Below are 15,358 nucleotides of genomic sequence, written 5' to 3' on the forward strand. Positions count from 1 at the left end.
CGGAACCCCAGCCGTGGGATACCATAGATCTTTGGTGCCTTGCGCCTTGATTCGGCGTGTCCGAATCGGCGCGGCGCCGCAATCCAAATCACCCACCGCAGATCGACCGGTCTGCAGAAGCGTCAGCGAGGCTATGGCTAAGAAAGACGGTGTCATCGAGATCGAGGGCGTCGTGTCCGAGGCGCTGCCCAACGCGATGTTCCGCGTTGAGCTCACCAACGGACACAAGGTTCTGGCAACGATCTCCGGCAAGATGCGGCAGAACTACATCCGCATCATCCCCGAGGACCGCGTGGTCGTGGAGCTCAGCCCCTACGACCTGACGCGCGGACGCATCGTCTACCGCTACCGCTGATCGGTCGAGAAGTAACGGCCTGCCCCTCGGGGCGGTACGAAGACAGCGAACAGGAAACATCATGAAGGTCAACCCGAGCGTCAAGCCCATCTGCGATCACTGCAAGGTGATCCGCCGTCACGGCCGCGTCATGGTGATCTGCAAGAGCAACCCGCGCCACAAGCAGCGCCAGGGCTGATCTCTTCGGATCGACTCACAACTCAATACACATGACGGCAGGATCAGAACCCACTCCGGTGGGGGACACCTCGGGGCGGAGGCCCGGGCACCGATCCTGCTCCACACCTCCACAACACCCAGGAGAACCGCATGGCACGTCTTGCCGGCGTTGACATCCCGCGCGACAAGCGCGTGGTGATCGCCCTTACCTACATCTACGGCGTCGGCCGTACCCGCTCGGTCGAGATCCTCAAGGCCACCGAGATCGACGAGTCGATCCGCGTCAAGGACCTCACCGACGACCAGCTCGTCGCCCTCCGCGACTACATCGAAGGCAACTACAAGGTGGAGGGTGACCTGCGCCGCGAGGTCGCCGCAGACATCCGCCGCAAGGTCGAGATCGGCTCCTACGAGGGTCTCCGTCACCGTCGTGGTCTTCCGGTCCGCGGACAGCGCACCAAGACCAACGCCCGTACCCGCAAGGGCCCGAAGCGCACCGTCGCCGGCAAGAAGAAGGCCCGCTAAGCAGCGGCCCCCAGGGACTAGGAGAACATTTTCATGGCTGCACCCAAGGCCGCCGCGCGCAAGCCGCGCCGCAAGGAGAAGAAGAACATCGCGCTGGGCCAGGCCCACATCAAGTCGACGTTCAACAACACCATCGTCTCGATCACCGACCCGTCCGGCGCTGTCATCAGCTGGGCGTCCTCCGGTGGCGTGGGCTTCAAGGGCTCCCGCAAGTCCACCCCGTACGCCGCAGGCATGGCCGCCGAGTCCGCTGCGCGCCAGGCGCAGGAGCACGGCGTCAAGAAGGTCGACGTCTTCGTGAAGGGTCCGGGCTCCGGCCGCGAGACCGCGATCCGCTCGCTGCAGGCCGCCGGCCTCGAGGTCGGCTCGATCCAGGACGTCACCCCGCAGGCGCACAACGGCTGCCGCCCGCCGAAGCGCCGCCGCGTCTGACGCAGGCTCATGGCCGCTCGGCCCCCTCGACAAGCTCAGGGACCGAGCGGCCAGCCCGTCGCGGGCATCGCGCCCCGCTGGACGGGCCGCAGGCAACGTCACAACTCAAGACCTCACCCCACCACATGTCATATAGCGGGCATGTGATCGAAAGGAACACAGAGTGCTTATTGCACAGCGTCCCACACTGACCGAGGAAAAGATCGTCGAGAACCGGAGCCGGTTCGTCATCGAGCCTCTGGAGCCCGGCTTCGGCTACACGATCGGCAACGCGCTGCGCCGCAGCCTGCTGTCGTCGATCCCCGGTGCCGCCGTCACCAGCGTGCGCATCGACGGCGTGCTGCACGAGTTCAGCACCATCCCCGGCGTGAAGGAGGATGTCACCGAGATCATCCTCAACATCAAGCAGCTCGTGGTCTCGTCGGAGCGCGACGAGCCCATCACGGCGTACCTGCGCAAGACCGGTGCCGGTGAAGTGACCGCCGCCGACATCTCGGCTCCGGCCGGTGTCGAGGTGCACAACCCCGAGCTCGTCATCGCGACCCTGAACGACACCGCGAAGTTCGAGCTCGAGCTCACCATCGAGCGCGGCCGCGGCTACGTCTCGGCGACGCAGAACCGCAACGAGTACGCCGAGGCCGGTCAGATCCCGATCGACTCGATCTACTCGCCGGTCCTCAAGGTCAGCTACCGCGTCGACGCCACCCGTGCCGGTGAGCGCACCGACTTCGACAAGCTCGTCCTGGACGTCGAGACCAAGTCCGCGATCAGCCCGCGTGACGCCGTCGCCTCGGCGGCGAAGACGCTCACCGAGCTGTTCGGCCTCGCTCGCGAACTGAACGTCGAGGCCGAGGGCATCGAGATCGGCCCGGCGCCGGTGGAGGCTGTGAACTCCAGCGAGCTGTCCATGCCTATCGAGGACCTCGACCTGTCCGTGCGCTCGTACAACTGCCTGAAGCGCGAGGGCATCAACACCGTTTCGGAGCTCGTCGCCCTCTCGGAGACGCAGCTCATGAACATCCGCAATTTCGGCCAGAAGTCGGTCGACGAGGTGCGCGACAAGCTCATCTCGCTCGGTCTGTCGCTCAAGGATTCGGTGCCCGGTTTCGACGGCGCCCACTTCTACGGCGGCAGCGAAGACGAGTCCTTCTGATACCCGACCTTTCCTGACCAGGAGTTAGACGATTATGCCCAAGCCCACCAAGGGTCCCCGCCTCGGAGGCGGCCCCGCCCACGAGCGCCTGCTGCTTGCCAACCTCGCCGCACAGCTCTTCACCCACAAGTCGATCAAGACGACCGAGACCAAGGCCAAGCGCCTTCGTCCGCTCGCCGAGCGCCTCGTCACGCTGGCCAAGCGCGGCGACCTGCACGCGCGTCGTCGCGCCCTGACGGTGCTGCGCACCAACAAGGACGCCGCGCACGTGCTGTTCAACGAGATCGCTCCGCTCGTCGCGGATCGCGAGGGTGGCTACACGCGCATCACCAAGGTCGGCAACCGCAAGGGCGACAACGCCCCCATGGCCGTGATCGAGCTCGTCCTCGAGCCCGTCACCCCGAAGGCGAAGTCGACCAAGAAGGCCGCCGCCCCGAAGGCCGAGAAGGCTGAGAAGCCGGCCGAGGTCGTCGAGGAGGCTCCCGTCGAGGAGGCTCCCGTCGCCGACGAGGCCGCCGAGGCCGGCGCCGAGTCGCAGGTCGAGGGCGAAGCAGCCGAGGCTGCCGCCGAGGACGCCGTCGAGGAGAAGTCCGAGTAAGCATCCCGCTCGCACGAAGAAGCCCGCCGCCCCCTCAGGGGTGGCGGGCTTCTTCGCATCTGCGCGAGGGTCAGCGTGCCCGCAGATCCTTGCGCAGGATCTTCCCGGAGGCCGACTTCGGGATCGCATCGATGAACTCGACCCGACGCACCTTCTCGTGCGGGGCCACGTGGGAGGCGACATGCGCCATCACGGCATCCTCGTCGAGCTCTGCTCCCGACTGTCGCACAACGAACGCTTTCGGGACCTCCTGCGCGTCGTCGTCGGGAACCCCGATCACCGCGGCGTCGGCGATCGCCGGATGCTCCAGGAGCACCGCCTCCAGCACGGCCGGAGCGACCTGGTAGCCCTTGTACTTGATCAGCTCCTTGAGCCGGTCGACGATGCGGAAGATGCCGTCGTGGGTGACCGTGGCGATGTCGCCGGTGTGCAGCCAGCCGTCCGCGTCGATCATCTCCGCCGTGGCGTCCTCCCGTCCGAGGTAGCCGGTCATGACCTGGGGGCCGCGCACCCAGAGCTCGCCGGGCGCGCTGACACCCTCGGCCGGCTGCTCGATGTCGGCACCCGTCTCCGGGTCGACCAGGCGCGCCTGGGTGTTCGGCACGAGAGGGCCGATGCTGGAGCGGTCGATGTCGTCGCGGTGCTCGGAGATGAGGTTCACGGCGGGGCTGGTCTCGGTCATGCCGTAGCCCTGGGTGACCGTGCAGCCGAGCCGTTCGGCGACGGCGGCGGCGAGGGCGCCGTCGAGCGGGGCGGCGCCGGAGAAGACGACCTTCACGGAGGACAGGTCGTACTGGTCGACGATCGGATGCTTCGCCAGCGCGACCGCGATCGGCGGGGCGACGAACACCCAGGTGGTGCGGTGCTCGGCGATGATCCGCAGGAACTCGACGAGGTCGAACTTCGGCATGGTGACGAGCGCGGCGCGCTGCCGCAGAGCGAAGTTCAGCAGCACCGTCATCCCGTAGATGTGGAAGAAGGGGAGCACGGCGAGCACGCGGTCGGTCTCGTCGACGCCGAGCACGGGGCGGCATTGGGAGACGTTCGCGACGAGGTTGCGGTGCGTGAGCATGACCCCCTTCGGCCGGCCCGTGGTGCCGGAGGAGTAAGGGAGGACCGCGAGGTGCGTGGCGGGGTCGAACATCACGGTCGGGGCCGCGTGTCCCTCTGCGAGCATCGAGGGGAGTGAGGGATGCCCTTCCGCGCCGTCCAGGACGATGAGATGGTCCGCGTCGATGCCGAGGCGCTCGGCGGCGGCCTGCGCCCCGGCGAGCAGCGGCGTGACGGTGACCAGCCAGGTCGCACCGGCATCCGTGAGCTGATTCGCGATCTCCTCCGCCGTGTACAGCGAGTTGACGGTCGTGGCGGTGGCGCCTGCGCGCAGGATGCCATGGAACACGGTGGCGAAGGCGGGGACGTTCGGGCACAGCACGGCGACGCGGGTGCCGACTCCGACCCCGCGGGCGGCCAGGGCTCCGGCGAAGAGGTCGATCTGGCCCACGAGCTGGCGATAGGTCGTCGTCGCGCCGCTCATGCCGTCGACGAGCGCGACGGTGTCGAGCTGCGATTCGTCGAGATCCCCGAAGAGGAAGTCGTGGATGGAGACCGCGGGGATCTCCACGTCGGGATAGGGACTGCGCACCATGAGATCTCCTTCGATCCGGGTTGTCGACGGCACCGTCTGATGCGATCCAGTGTCGCACAACAGGACACTCAGTCCCAGGGGTTGTGCGCGTGGATTCCGGTCAGACCGGATCGTTGGCCCGGTAGCGCGTGCCCGGCCGACCCTTGGTGGAGTAGTCGAGCGTGCGGATCGCCCGTCCGGAGCTGGCGAGATGCTCCAGGTAGCGCCGCGCGCTGACGCGGGAGATCTGCACGTCCTCGCCGATCTCCGTCGCCGAGGCGTCGGGCCGTGCGGCGAGAGCCGCCGCGACCCGCTCGAGCGTCTCTGCGCTGAGCCCCTTCGGCAGGCCGAACCGCTCACGGAAGGCGATGATCGCATCCGCGGCCTCCACGCGCCGCACCACGTCGTGCAGCTCGGTGTGGTCGCGCAGCAGCAGCGTCGCCTCGACGCCCTCCCCGTCGACCTCGCCGCCCGTGCTCCGCGCGACGAGCACGTGCGATCCGACGATCACCGGCCGGCCGGCGTCCTCGCCCTCGAGGAGCACGGTGTGCAGCTCCTCGCCGAGCGCCTCCGCGGCGTCGGCGCCGTCGAGGTCGGCCGCGTCCCGGCCGAGGAAGCGCGCGGCGGCGTCGTTGACGAGCGTGATCCGGCCGGAGCCGTCGACGGAGACGACGCCCTCGCTGAGGCCGTGCAGCGTCGTCTCCTGGTTCTTCACGAGCGCGGCGATCTGGTGCGGCTCCAGCAGGTAGATCCGGCGGCGGATGACGGAGGTCACCCAGGCCGACCCGAACACGCCGAGCACCGCGGCCGCGAGCATCGCCGAGATCAGCCAGACGAGGTTCCGGAGGAACTCGTCGTTGAGCTCGGACTCGAGGATGCCGACGGACGCCGTGCCGATGACCTCTCCGTCGTCGGCGAAGATCGGCACCTTCACGCGCCACGAGGTGCCCAGCGTGCCGGTCTGGGTGCCGACGTAGATCTGCCCGGACAGGGGGATGGACGGGTCGGTGGAGACCTTCTCGCCGATCCGGTACGGGTTCGGGTGCGAGTAGCGGATGCCCTCAGCGTTCGCCACCACCACGTAGGCGAGGTCCGAGGCCTCGCGGATGACCTCGGCGATCGGCTGGATGGTCGCGGAGGGGTCCTCGTCGTCGAAGGCCTCGCGCACCGTGGGAAGGCTGGCGATCGACTGGGCGACGGCCTGCATGCGGTCCTTGTACGACTCCCGGAGGGCCTGCTCCTGGAACGCGCCGGCCACGATGCCGGTCGCCAGGGTCACCAGGAACACGATCAGCGCCTGCAGCACGAGCAGCTGCACCCGGAGCGTCATCTTCGAGGCCACCAGACCATTCTCCTCGCTGCACGCGTGCGCGACGAGGGGCCGTGGACGGCGTTCGAGACCAATAGTTTCAGAACTCCGACCAATGGTTTCCGAAGCTTGAGCGGCTGCATCCACGCCTCCAAGGTGGACGGACAGCAACCCGAACGCTCAAGGAGGAGCGCAATGAAGCAATCACGCATCGCCACGGTCGGCGCCGTTCTCGCAGCCGCCGCACTGGCACTCACCGCCTGCTCCGGCGGAAGCGCACCCGCGGGAGGCGGGGGAGGCGGCGAGGAGGAGGCTGTCGCCATCGAGGACGTCAAGATCGTCGTGCCCGCCGACCCGGGCGGCGGCTGGGACCAGACCGGCCGCGCCATGTCGAAGGTGCTCACGGACGACGAGATCGTCGGCTCGGCACCGGTCTCCAACGTCGGCGGAGCCGGCGGCACCGTCGGGCTCGCCCAGCTCGCGAACGAGAAGGACCCGGCGACGCTCATGGTGATGGGCCTGGTCATGGTCGGCGCGATCGAGACCAACGCGTCCGCGGTGCGCCTCGAGGACACCGCGCCGATCGCGCGGCTCACGGACGAGCCGCTCGTGGTCGTGGTTCCGGAGAGCTCGAAATACGAGACGCTCGAGGACCTCGTGGAGGACGTCGTCGACAAGGGCCAGGAGGTGCGGGTGACCGGCGGCTCCGCCGGAGGTGCCGATCACATCCTCGCCGGACTCCTGCTCGAGGCTGCCGGCGTCGACGGGGCCGACATCCCCTCGAAGCTGAACTACACGCCGAACTCCGGCGGTGGTGAGGCGGTGTCCCTGCTCGTCGGCAACAAGGTCGAGGCGGGCATCTCCGGCGTCGGCGAGTTCCTGCAGTACATCGAGGACGGCTCGATGCGGGCGCTCGCGGTGTCGGGCTCCGAGCCCGTCGAATCGCTGAAGGACGTGCCCACCATCACCGAGGCCGGCTACGACGTCGTGCTCACCAACTGGCGCGGCGTGGTCGCACCCGGCGGCATCTCCGATGGGGAGCGCGCAGAGCTCGAGCGCATCGTCACCGAGCTGCACGACTCCGACGCGTGGGCAGAGGAGCTCGAGACCAAGGGCTGGGCGGATGCCTTCCTCACCGGGGACGACTTCGACGCCTTCCTCGAGGAGAACATCGCCGATGTCACCGGCACCCTGAAGAACATCGGGCTGATCTGACATGGAAGCCCCGATCCTCGGGGCGAGCGGGCGGGCCGAGGCGACTCGGCCCGCCCCGCGGGTTCCCCTCGGTGAACTCGTCTTCGCCCTGCTCCTGCTCGCCCTCGGCGTCTTCGCGCTCGCGGGCGTCTTCGCCATCCACGTGCCCGTGGGGGTGACGGTCGGACCGACGGTCTTCCCGATCTTCGTCTCGATCATCCTGCTCGGCTCAGCCGCCGCCGTGCTCGTCTCGATCCTGCGCGGGAACCGCGCCGAGGTCGAAGAGGCCGAGGACATCGACCCCGATGCGAAGACCGACTGGCTGACCCTCGCGAAGATCGTCGGCGCGGTCGTCGCCCACCTGCTGCTCATCGACGTCATCGGCTGGGCTCCGGCGGCAGCCGTGCTCTTCGGCGTCGTGGCCTGGTCGCTGGGCGCCAAGCGCTGGTGGCTCGCGTTCACGATCGGCCTCGCGGTCGGCCTCGTCGTGCAGATCGTGTTCGGCGGTCTCATGGGGCTGTCGCTGCCCTGGGGGCCGGCTCTCGGCTGGCTGGGAGGGATGTTCTGATGGACAGCTGGACTCTGCTCCTCGAGGGCTTCGCGACGGCGATGCAGCCGCAGTACCTCGTGTTCGCCTTCTTCGGGGTGCTCATCGGCACCGCCGTCGGCGTGCTGCCCGGCATCGGCCCGGCGATGACCGTCGCCCTTCTGCTGCCGCTCACCTACACGCTCGACCCCACCGCGGCCCTCATCACCTTCGCCGGCATCTACTACGGCGGCATGTACGGCGGCTCGACGACCAGCATCCTTCTGAACACGCCGGGGGAGTCGGCATCCATCGTCACGGCCATCGAGGGCAACAGGATGGCGAAGCTCGGCCGCGGCGCCGCCGCCCTGGCGACCGCGGCGATCGGCTCCTTCATCGCCGGCACCATCGCGACCGTCGGCCTCACCCTGCTCGCCCCGGTGCTGGCGCAGTTCGCCGTCAACCTGGGGCCCGCCGACTACGTCGCGCTCATCGTGATCGCGTTCATCACCGTCGGCGCGCTGATCGGCAGCTCGGTCCCCCGGGGCATGACCTCGCTCGGCGTCGGCCTGTTCCTGGGCCTCGTCGGCACCGACACCCTCACGGCGCAGCAGCGCTACACGCTGGGGCTGCTGCCGCTGTCGGACGGGATCGACATCGTGCTCGTCGCGGTGGGCCTCTTCGCCGTCGGCGAGACGCTGTACATCGCGGCGCGCCTGCGGCACGGCGGCGTCGACGTCATCCCGGTCACCCGAGGCTGGCGCAGCTGGATGACGAAGGACGACTGGAAGCGCTCCTGGAAGCCGTGGCTGCGGGGCACCGCGATCGGGTTCCCGATCGGCACGATCCCCGCCGGCGGCGCGGACGTCGCCACCTTCCTCTCCTACGCCACCGAGCGCAGGCTCTCGAAGCACAAGAGCGAGTTCGGGCGTGGCGCCATCGAGGGCGTCGCAGGTCCCGAGTCCGCGAACAACGCGGCGGCGGCCGGCGTGCTCGTGCCGCTGCTGACCCTGGGCCTGCCCACGACCGCGACGGCGGCGATCATCCTCGTCGCCTTCCAGGCGTACGGCCTGCAGCCCGGGCCGCAGCTGTTCCAGAACCAGCCCGCGCTGGTGTGGGCGCTGGTGGCGAGCCTCTACCTCGGCAACGTCATCCTGATCATCCTCAACCTCCCGCTCGTGGGCATGTGGGTGAAGCTGCTGCAGATCCCGCGGCCGTACCTGTACGCCGGCATCCTGCTGTTCGCCGCCTTCGGCGCCTACGCGCTGAACTTCGCGGTGGTCGACATCCTGATCCTCGCGATCATCGGCGTCCTCGGGTACTTCATGCGCCGGTACGGATATCCGGTCGCACCCCTCGTGGTCGGCATGATCCTCGGGCCGATGGGGGAGGAGTACCTGCGCAAGGCGCTGCAGCTCAGCCAGGGCGACCTGTCGACGCTGGTCCTGCAGCCCTTCGCCGGTGCGGCCTACCTCGTGCTCGCGGCGCTCGTTGCCGGCGGGCTCTGGCTGCGCCGACGTCAGCGCCGCTACGAGCAGGCGCTCACGGAATCGATCGCCGTGCCGATCAAGGCCGACCAGGAGATCTGAGGAGGAGTCCGGAGAGCAGCCCCGGTAGGCTGAACCGGTGAGCGATGCCGAGACCCTGAACCGAGGGCCTCGCGCGTATGCGGCTTTCATCGGCATCGGGCTCCTCGCGGGTCTCCTCTCCGGACTCTTCGGCGTCGGCGGCGGCACCGTCATCGTGCCGCTCCTCGTCCTGCTCCTGCACTTCAACCAGCGGCTCGCCGCGGGCACATCCCTCGCAGCGATCGTGCCGACGGCCGCCGTCGGCGTGGTCTCGTACGCCGTGCACGACTCGGTGGCCTGGATCCCCGCGCTGATCCTCGCGGCAGGATCCGTCGTCGGGGCGCAGATCGGCACCCGGATGCTGCCGAGGATCTCGCAGACGGCACTGCGCTGGGGCTTCGTCGGCTTCCTCGTGCTCGTCATCGTCAGCCTCTTCATCGTCATCCCGTCGCGGGAGGCGTCGCTCGACCTCAACATCCTCAGCGCTCTCGCCCTCGTCGCGGTCGGCGTCGCCACCGGCATCCTGGCCGGGCTCATCGGGGTCGGCGGGGGCGTGATCGTGGTGCCCGTGCTGATGATCGCGTTCGGAACGAGCGACCTGGTCGCGAAGGGGACTTCGCTCCTGATGATGATCCCCACCGCGCTGTCGGGGACGATCGGGAACATCCGCAACCGCAACGTCGATCTCGTCGCCGCGGCGATCGTGGGAGTGGCCGCCTGCACGACGACGGCCCTCGGCGCCTGGCTGGCGACCATGATCGATCCCCTGGCGGGGAACATGCTCTTCGCGGCATACCTCGCGGTCATCGGCGTGCAGATGGCGATGAAGGCGGTGCGCGGGCGCAAGAAGGACTGACCCGCGACCGCCTCTCGGTAGGATCGACGGGTGGCAGTGAATCAAGAACTGGTCGGCCGGGAGTTCCCGCCGACGGCCCCCTACCTCGTCGGCCGCGAGAAGGTGCGCGAGTTCGCGCGCGCCGTGTTCGCCGACGCTCCGCAGCACACCGACGTCGAGGCCGCGCGCGCCGCGGGCTTCGACGACGTCGTGGCGCCGCCGACCTTCGCGATGGTCATCCAGGACCTCACCCTCCAGCAGCTGCTGGGCGAGCCCGACTCGGGCATCGTCCTGGCGCGCACCATCCACGCGGAGCAGCGGTTCTCCTACACGCGGCCCATCGTGGCGGGCGACGAGCTCACCGCCCAGCTGCGCGTCACCGGCATCCGGATGATGGCGGGCAATGCGATGATCACCAGCGAGGCGGAGATCACGGATGCCCAGGGCGCCCCTGTGGTCACTGCGACGAGCGTGCTGCTCGTGGGAGAGGGGGAGTGATGCCGTTCACCGTCGGAGACGTCATCGCCGAGCGCACCGTGCACCTCACGCGCGAGTCGCTGGTCCGCTACGCCGGAGCATCCGGAGACTTCAACCCGATCCACTACCGCGACGACATCGCCGCCGCCGTGGGCCTTCCCGGCGTGCTCGCGCACGGCATGCTCACCATGGGCATCGCATCCTCCGTGGTCGTCGCCGCCCTCGAGCCCGGGGCGAGGATCCTCGATTACGGCGTGCGCTTCACCAAGCCGGTCGTCGTCGACCCCGTCGACGGCGCCGACGTGCACGTGCTCGCCACAGTGGGCGCCGTGGACGACATCGCCGCGCGCATCGACCTGAAGGTGACGTTCGCGGAGGCGACCGTGCTGGTCAAGGCGCAGCTGCGCGTCGCGGTCTGACATGCGGGAGATCGCGCCGATCCGGCTTTCCGAGCTGACCACCCTGCGCACCGGCGCCGCCCCCGAGCGGATGCTGGAGGCGTCGACGACCGCCGAGCTCCTCGAGGCGCTGGCAGACGTCTGGGCCCGAGGCGAAGACTGGTTCGTGCTCGGCGGGGGCTCCAACCTCTTCGTCGGCGATGAGCCGTTCGACGGCACGGTCATCCGGGTGCTCACCTCGGGCATCGAGGAGCTGCCGTCGCCGCACGCCGGGCGCATCCGCCTGCGCGCTCAGGCCGGCCACTCCTGGGACGCGCTGGTCGCCTACGCGGTGGAGCACGGCTACGCGGGGCTCGAGGCGATGAGCGGCATCCCGGGCACCGTGGGAGCGGCTCCCGTGCAGAACATCGGCGCATACGGGCAGGAGATCCAGGAGACCCTCGTCGAGGTCGAGATGATCGACGAGCACGCCGATCATCCGGAGACGGTCCCGGCCGCGGAGCTCGGCCTGGGCTTCCGCACCTCCGTGCTCAAGCACCACTACGGCAGCGTGCCGGAGCGCCGCGCGGTGATCCTGTCGGTCACCGTCGACCTCGCCGTCACCGGGGAGCGCGTCGTGCGCGGAGAGCAGCTGCGCCGGGCCCTGGGACTCGATTCCGACGAGCCGGTCGCGCTCGGCTGGGTCCGGGAGCGCATCCTCGCCACCCGCGCCTCGAAGGGGATGCTTCTCGACGAGCACGATCCCGACACGCACGGAGTCGGCTCGTTCTTCCAGAACGCGATCGTGCCGGAGTCCGTGGCGCGCGCCCTCCCGCCGGAGTGCCCGCGCTGGCCGGTCGCCCCCGATCTCGACGCCGTGACCGTCATCCCGCTGTCCTCCTACGACGGTCTCGTGCCGCAGCCGGTGGCGGTGGAGGCCGAGGTCAAGGTGAGCGCCGCCTGGCTCATCGAGCAGGCCGGCATCCGGAAGGGGTTCAAGCTGCCGCGCTCGCGGGCGTCGGTGTCGACCAAGCACGCTCTCGCGCTCACCAACCGTGGCGGCGCGACGGCGGCGGAGGTGTCGGAGCTCGCTCGCTTCATCCAGAGCCGCGTGCACTCCGAGTTCGGACTCGTGCTCCAGCCGGAGCCGGTGCTCGTCGGGGTGGAGCTGTAGCGACGGCGGCCGCACGGCGTACACTCGCCGGATGAGCGGACTGATCCCGTACCTGTTCTTCCCCGGCAACGCCGCGGAGGCCCTGACCTTCTACCGCGAGGTCTTCGGCGGTGAGCTGAAGCTGTTCACCTACGCCGACTTCGATCGCCACGACGGGCCGGGTGACGCGATCGCCCACGGCATGCTGCAGGGCCCCGTCGAACTCTCCGGTGCGGATGCCGGGCCGGATCAGGATGCCGTGCACATCGTCGGTGCGGTGTTCTCGCTGCTGGGGACGACGGATGCGCTGACCCTGACGCGCTGGTTCGACGCGCTCGCCGAGGGCGGCACGGCGATCGATCCGCTGCAGGAGCGCCCGTGGGGCGACTTCGACGGACAGGTCACCGACCGCTACGGCATCCGCTGGCTCATCGGTTTCGAGGGCGAAGGCTGACTCGCCGTCGGGTTCACGACATCTCGCCGAGTGCACGGCTGGTTGCGGTGAACAAGCCGTGCACTCGGCGACGAGCCGTGCGTTCGACGCACGGCAGAACCGCGGATGCTCAGGCGAACAGGCGCTGCAGGCGCTGCACGCCCTCGAGCAGGGCGTCGTCGCCGAGGGCGTAGGACATGCGGATGTAGCCGGACGGTCCGAAGGCCTCGCCGGGGACGACGGCGACCTCGGCCTCGTCGAGGATGAAGTCCGCGAGCTCCAGGGACGTGGTCGGCGTCACGGTGCTGCCGTCGCGCCGCGTCCAGGTGCGGCCGAGCAGGCCCTGCACGTCGGGGTAGACGTAGAAGGCGCCGAGCGGATTCGGCACGCGCATCCCCTCGATCTTCGACAGCTCCGAGACGATGAGCCGGCGGCGGCGGTCGAAGGCCTCGCGCATCTGCTCGGCCTCGGTCTGCGGTCCGTTGAGAGCGGCGACCGCGGCCTTCTGGGCGACGTTGTTCACGTTGCTCGACAGGTGCGACTGCAGGTTGCCGGCGATCTTGATCGCGTCGGCCGGGCCCACCATCCAGCCCACGCGCCATCCGGTCATCGCGTACGTCTTCGCGACGCCGTTGACGAGGATCGTCTGGCCGGCGATCTCGGGCAGCGCCTCGACGATCGAGGTGGCCTTGACGCCCTCGTAGGTGAGGTTCTGGTAGATCTCGTCGGAGATCACCCAGATGCCGTGCTCGAGCGCCCACTCCGCGATCGCCCTCGTCTCCTCGGCCGTGTACACGGAGCCGGTCGGGTTCGAGGGCGAGACGAAGACGAGCACGGTGGTGCGCGCGGTGCGCGCCGCCTCCAGCTGCTCGACCGTGACCTTGTAGTCCTGGTCGGCACCCGCGAAGACCTCGACCGGGGTGCCGTCGGCGAGGCGGATCGCCTCGGGGTAGGTGGTCCAGTAGGGCGCGGGCAGCAGCACCTCGTCGCCCGGGTTCACGACAGCCTGGAAGGCCTGGTAGACGGACTGCTTGCCGCCGTTGGTGACGATCACCTGCGACGGGGAGACCTCGAGGCCCGAGTCGCGCAGAGTCTTCGCCGCGATCGCCTCGCGCAGCTCCGGGAGTCCGGGGGCGGGGGTGTAGCGGTAGCTGGCGGGGTCGGCGAGGGCCACGGCCGCGGCATCGACGATGAACTGCGGCGTCGCGAAGTCGGGCTCGCCGGCGGCATACGAGATGACGGGCTTGCCCTCGGCCTTGAGGGCCTTCGCCTTGGCGTCGACCTTGAGGGTCGCGGACTCGGCGATGGCGGAGAGCTTGCGGGAGAGAGGAGCGCGTTCGGTCACGGTAAAAGCGTACTCGTGTCGGCGTGCCGGGACAGGCTGAGGGGCGCGTCAAGAAGTCTGCTTCTTGACGCGCCCCTCAAACACCTCAGGAGGCGACGAGCCCGTGGGCCTGCGCGACGGCGTCGAGCACGATGCGCCCGCCCTGGACGTTGAGTCCCTTGGCGAGGGCGGCGTCCTCGGATGCCGCGCGCTCCCAGCCCTTGCCGGCGATCGCCGACACGTAGGGGAGGGTTGCGTTCGTGAGTGCGCGGGTGGCGGTCTCCGGCACTGCGCCCGGCATGTTCGCGACACAGTAGTAGATGGAGTCGTGCACGGCGAAGGTGGGCTCGTCGTGGGTGGTCGCACGCGAGCCCTCGAAGCATCCGCCCTGGTCGATCGCGATGTCGACGAGAACCGAGCCGGGCTTCATGGCGGCGACCATGTCGTCGGTGACGAGCTTCGGCGCCGCGGCGCCGGGGATGAGCACCGAGCCGATCACGAGGTCGGCGGTGGCGAGCTCCTCGGCGATGTCGTAGCGGCTGGACGCGCGGGTCTCCAGGGCGCCGCCGTAGCGGTGCTCCAGTTCGCGCAGGCGGGGGAGCGAGATGTCGATGACGGTCACCTTGGAGCCGAGGCCGAGCGCGTTCGCCGCCGCGTGCTCGCCGGCGACGCCGCCGCCGATGACGACCGTCTTCGCCCGCGGGGTGCCGGCGATGCCGCCGAGCAGGGTGCCGCGGCCGCCGTTCGAGCGCAGCAGCGAGTAGGAGCCCATGGTCACCGAGAGGCGGCCGGCGATCTCGCTCATCGGCACGAGCAGCGGCAGGCTGCGATCGGGCAGCTGCACGGTCTCGTAGGCGACGGCCGTGGTGCCGGCGTCGACGAGTGCCGAGGTCAGGGCGCGGTCGGCGGCGAGGTGCAGGTAGGTGAAGAGCGTGAGGTCGTCGCGGAGGAAGCCGTACTCCTCTGCGATCGGCTCCTTGACCTTGATGAGCAGCTCGGCCTCGCCCCAGGCTTCGGCGGCGGTGTCGACGATCTCCGCGCCGGCCAGACGGTAGGCCTCGTCGGAGATGCTCGAGCCGAGGCCTGCGCCGGACTGCACGAGCACCCGGTGGCCCTCCCGGACCAGGCGGTCCGCGCCGGCGGGCGTGAGGGCGACGCGGTTCTCGTTGTTCTTGATCTCAGTGGGGACGCCGATCTTCACTGATGGCTCCTTCCAGGGTGCGGGTGGTTGCGGGCGGAGACCAGAATCGCAGAAACGTCGGCTACGCGACAGATTGGTCGAAGAACATTCGTGTGTGCGCGAGATCCTGAATAAT

At 69.3% G+C, this 15,358-nt stretch carries 18 protein-coding genes; 14 read left to right on the forward strand and 4 right to left on the reverse strand.

Features of this window, described 5'->3' with window-relative positions:
• The first annotated feature begins 133 nt into the window (after positions 1–133).
• The 6 genes from infA (at position 134) to rplQ (ending at position 3,222) form a co-directional block, all read left to right on the forward strand.
• Positions 134–355 (forward strand): translation initiation factor IF-1, encoded by a 222-nt coding sequence (gene infA / locus G6G98_RS14740; protein WP_005050493.1) that lies wholly within the window; start codon positions 134–136, stop codon positions 353–355.
• Positions 356–416: 61 nt separating this feature from the next.
• Positions 417–533 (forward strand): 50S ribosomal protein L36, encoded by a 117-nt coding sequence (gene rpmJ / locus G6G98_RS14745; RefSeq protein ID WP_005050492.1) that lies wholly within the window; start codon positions 417–419, stop codon positions 531–533.
• Positions 534–664: 131 nt separating this feature from the next.
• Entirely contained in the window at positions 665–1,039 is a 375-nt protein-coding gene (gene rpsM / locus G6G98_RS14750; RefSeq protein WP_067354346.1) for a 30S ribosomal protein S13, read from the forward strand.
• A 33-nt stretch (positions 1,040–1,072) separates the two neighbouring features.
• Positions 1,073–1,471, forward strand: a complete 399-nt coding sequence (rpsK, locus tag G6G98_RS14755; protein WP_045249905.1) for a 30S ribosomal protein S11 — start codon at positions 1,073–1,075, stop codon at positions 1,469–1,471.
• A gap of 163 nt (positions 1,472–1,634) precedes the next feature.
• Entirely contained in the window at positions 1,635–2,624 is a 990-nt protein-coding gene (locus G6G98_RS14760) for a DNA-directed RNA polymerase subunit alpha (protein WP_050722516.1), read from the forward strand.
• A gap of 34 nt (positions 2,625–2,658) precedes the next feature.
• On the forward strand, positions 2,659–3,222 hold the full coding sequence (gene rplQ / locus G6G98_RS14765) for a 50S ribosomal protein L17 (protein ID WP_067354350.1): 564 nt from the start codon (positions 2,659–2,661) through the stop codon (positions 3,220–3,222).
• Between the two features lie 70 nt (positions 3,223–3,292).
• On the opposite strand, the gene G6G98_RS14770 is transcribed toward rplQ, so the two are convergent.
• Positions 3,293–4,867: an AMP-binding protein gene (locus G6G98_RS14770; protein WP_067354354.1), complete on the reverse strand. Its 1,575-nt coding sequence runs from the start codon at positions 4,865–4,867 to the stop codon at positions 3,293–3,295.
• A 100-nt stretch (positions 4,868–4,967) separates the two neighbouring features.
• Positions 4,968–6,188, reverse strand: a complete 1,221-nt coding sequence (locus G6G98_RS14775; protein ID WP_067354357.1) for a PAS domain-containing protein — start codon at positions 6,186–6,188, stop codon at positions 4,968–4,970.
• A 162-nt stretch (positions 6,189–6,350) separates the two neighbouring features.
• Here G6G98_RS14775 and G6G98_RS14780 point away from each other — a divergent pair, with 162 nt between their 5' ends.
• From G6G98_RS14780 to G6G98_RS14815, 8 genes are read left to right on the forward strand one after another with little or no spacing between them, the layout of a single operon-like run.
• Complete coding sequence (locus G6G98_RS14780; RefSeq protein WP_067354360.1) at positions 6,351–7,370, forward strand: Bug family tripartite tricarboxylate transporter substrate binding protein; 1,020 nt, start codon at positions 6,351–6,353, stop codon at positions 7,368–7,370.
• Position 7,371: 1 nt separating this feature from the next.
• Positions 7,372–7,917 carry a tripartite tricarboxylate transporter TctB family protein gene (locus G6G98_RS14785; RefSeq protein WP_067354363.1) on the forward strand — a complete coding sequence of 182 codons (546 nt, stop codon included), beginning with the start codon at positions 7,372–7,374 and terminating at the stop codon, positions 7,915–7,917.
• Positions 7,917–9,464, forward strand: a complete 1,548-nt coding sequence (locus G6G98_RS14790; protein ID WP_067354366.1) for a tripartite tricarboxylate transporter permease — start codon at positions 7,917–7,919, stop codon at positions 9,462–9,464. The genes G6G98_RS14785 and G6G98_RS14790 overlap by 1 nt, the downstream gene beginning before the upstream one ends.
• A 37-nt stretch (positions 9,465–9,501) precedes the next feature.
• Positions 9,502–10,299 (forward strand): sulfite exporter TauE/SafE family protein, encoded by a 798-nt coding sequence (locus tag G6G98_RS14795; protein WP_067354370.1) that lies wholly within the window; start codon positions 9,502–9,504, stop codon positions 10,297–10,299.
• Between the two features lie 30 nt (positions 10,300–10,329).
• Entirely contained in the window at positions 10,330–10,776 is a 447-nt protein-coding gene (locus G6G98_RS14800) for an FAS1-like dehydratase domain-containing protein (RefSeq protein ID WP_067354373.1), read from the forward strand.
• On the forward strand, positions 10,776–11,174 hold the full coding sequence (locus G6G98_RS14805) for a MaoC/PaaZ C-terminal domain-containing protein (RefSeq protein ID WP_067354377.1): 399 nt from the start codon (positions 10,776–10,778) through the stop codon (positions 11,172–11,174). Before G6G98_RS14800 ends, G6G98_RS14805 begins: the two co-directional genes overlap by 1 nt.
• A 1-nt stretch (position 11,175) precedes the next feature.
• Complete coding sequence (locus G6G98_RS14810; RefSeq protein WP_067354380.1) at positions 11,176–12,306, forward strand: UDP-N-acetylmuramate dehydrogenase; 1,131 nt, start codon at positions 11,176–11,178, stop codon at positions 12,304–12,306.
• A gap of 31 nt (positions 12,307–12,337) precedes the next feature.
• Positions 12,338–12,739, forward strand: coding sequence for a VOC family protein (locus G6G98_RS14815; protein ID WP_067354383.1), 402 nt, complete (start codon positions 12,338–12,340; stop codon positions 12,737–12,739).
• A 109-nt stretch (positions 12,740–12,848) separates the two neighbouring features.
• On the opposite strand, the gene G6G98_RS14820 is transcribed toward G6G98_RS14815, so the two are convergent.
• Entirely contained in the window at positions 12,849–14,063 is a 1,215-nt protein-coding gene (locus tag G6G98_RS14820; protein WP_164234398.1) for a pyridoxal phosphate-dependent aminotransferase, read from the reverse strand.
• 85 nt (positions 14,064–14,148) lie between these two features.
• Positions 14,149–15,243, reverse strand: coding sequence for an alanine dehydrogenase (gene ald, locus G6G98_RS14825; RefSeq protein ID WP_067354388.1), 1,095 nt, complete (start codon positions 15,241–15,243; stop codon positions 14,149–14,151).
• Between the last annotated feature and the right edge of the window lie 115 nt (positions 15,244–15,358).

The sequence above is a fragment of the Microbacterium hydrocarbonoxydans genome, assembly GCF_011752045.1.
Taxonomy (GTDB): domain Bacteria; phylum Actinomycetota; class Actinomycetes; order Actinomycetales; family Microbacteriaceae; genus Microbacterium.